The sequence below is a fragment of the Phenylobacterium sp. genome (assembly GCF_030654915.1).
In the GTDB taxonomy this organism is placed as follows: domain Bacteria; phylum Pseudomonadota; class Alphaproteobacteria; order Caulobacterales; family Caulobacteraceae; genus Phenylobacterium.
Genome location: NZ_JAURWM010000357.1, coordinates 1 through 1,151, shown reverse-complemented (window position 1 = coordinate 1,151; position 1,151 = coordinate 1). Strand labels below are relative to the sequence as shown.

The 1,151-nt window shown below is 69.0% G+C and carries 1 protein-coding gene; it reads right to left on the bottom strand.

The features are described 5' to 3' along the window. Positions 1-199 precede the first annotated feature (199 nt). The gene (locus Q7T84_RS18320; protein ID WP_304811745.1) at positions 200-940 is read right to left on the bottom strand and encodes a PEPxxWA-CTERM sorting domain-containing protein; all 741 of its coding nucleotides are present in this window, start codon (positions 938-940) and stop codon (positions 200-202) included. Between the last annotated feature and the right edge of the window lie 211 nt (positions 941-1,151).

The following is a 1,151-nucleotide window of genomic DNA, read 5'->3' as shown; positions in this document are numbered from 1 at the left end:
CTACACCCAGATCAAGGCCGACAAACCGTTGCAGCAGATGCGTCCACCCTACGGCCCGGCCATCCGCAAATACCTGGAAGGGCAGTTGAAGCGCTAGCGGCAAAGCCCCTCACCCCAGAAGTCCCTCTCCCTCGGGAGAGGTTGGGGCCGCGAAGCGGCTCTCTAGCGTCGCCAAAAGACGGCAAGGACAAGAGCGGCGCTAGGCCCAGGCCGCCGCGTTCCGCCGCCGAGCCGAGCGCACCATCGACCCGACGCCGCCGAACCCGACGATCATCATCGCCCAGGTCGCCGGCTCCGGCACCGCCGACACGCTGAGCGGCGAGGCGTCGAGCATGGCGTTGTCGAAGGCCGCGCCCGCCCCGGTGCCGCTGATCAGGATATAGAGCTCCTTGCCGATGAAGGCGTCGCTGGCCCCGGTCTCGAACACCAGGCTGACGGTCCCGAAATTCCCCGGCAAGATCGTGATCCCGCTGGTCGCGTCGGTCAGCTGGGCGAAGATGTCGCCCGTGCCGTTCAGCAGGCCGCCCATCAAACCGATCTCGAACCCGAACACGCCCGTGCCTCGCATCTGGCTGCCGACGTCCATCGTCAGGGTGTAGCGGGTGTTGGCCAAGATCGTGTGGCCGGCGACCTTCTGCGCCAGCATGCCGGGGTTCGATTGATTGGATATGCCGGACCCGTGCGCCCAACCCACGCCGCCGTGAGCGGCTTCGTTGGCGAAGTCCGCGACGGTCGGATTCCAATGCCCCGTCGAGGAGCCGCCCGAGGCGCCCCAGCCGGGGGGATTGCCGCCGGCGTGGCCGGGCCGGAAGTCGCCGTCGGCCTGGGACCAGCCGTCGTTGAAGTTGCCGTTCTCAAGCGCCACGGTGGCGGCCTGGGCCGCGCTGGCGGCGCCCAGCAGGGCGGCGCCGGCGATGGCCGCGCCAATGATCTTACGCATGGGTGATCTCCCCCAAAAGTTAAGCCGCACATCGCGGCGGGTCGGGGAGATGGATCGCGTCACGCCGCCCGCCGGCCAACCGACCTGCGACAGGCAGGCAAGGTTTCTGCGACGAACGCGGCAAGTCCCTCGCCCTCGGGAGAGGCTAGGTGAGGGGGCCGCGAAGCGGCGCTCTACCGCCCAACGACGACCACGAACCCTGCCGCCCCAG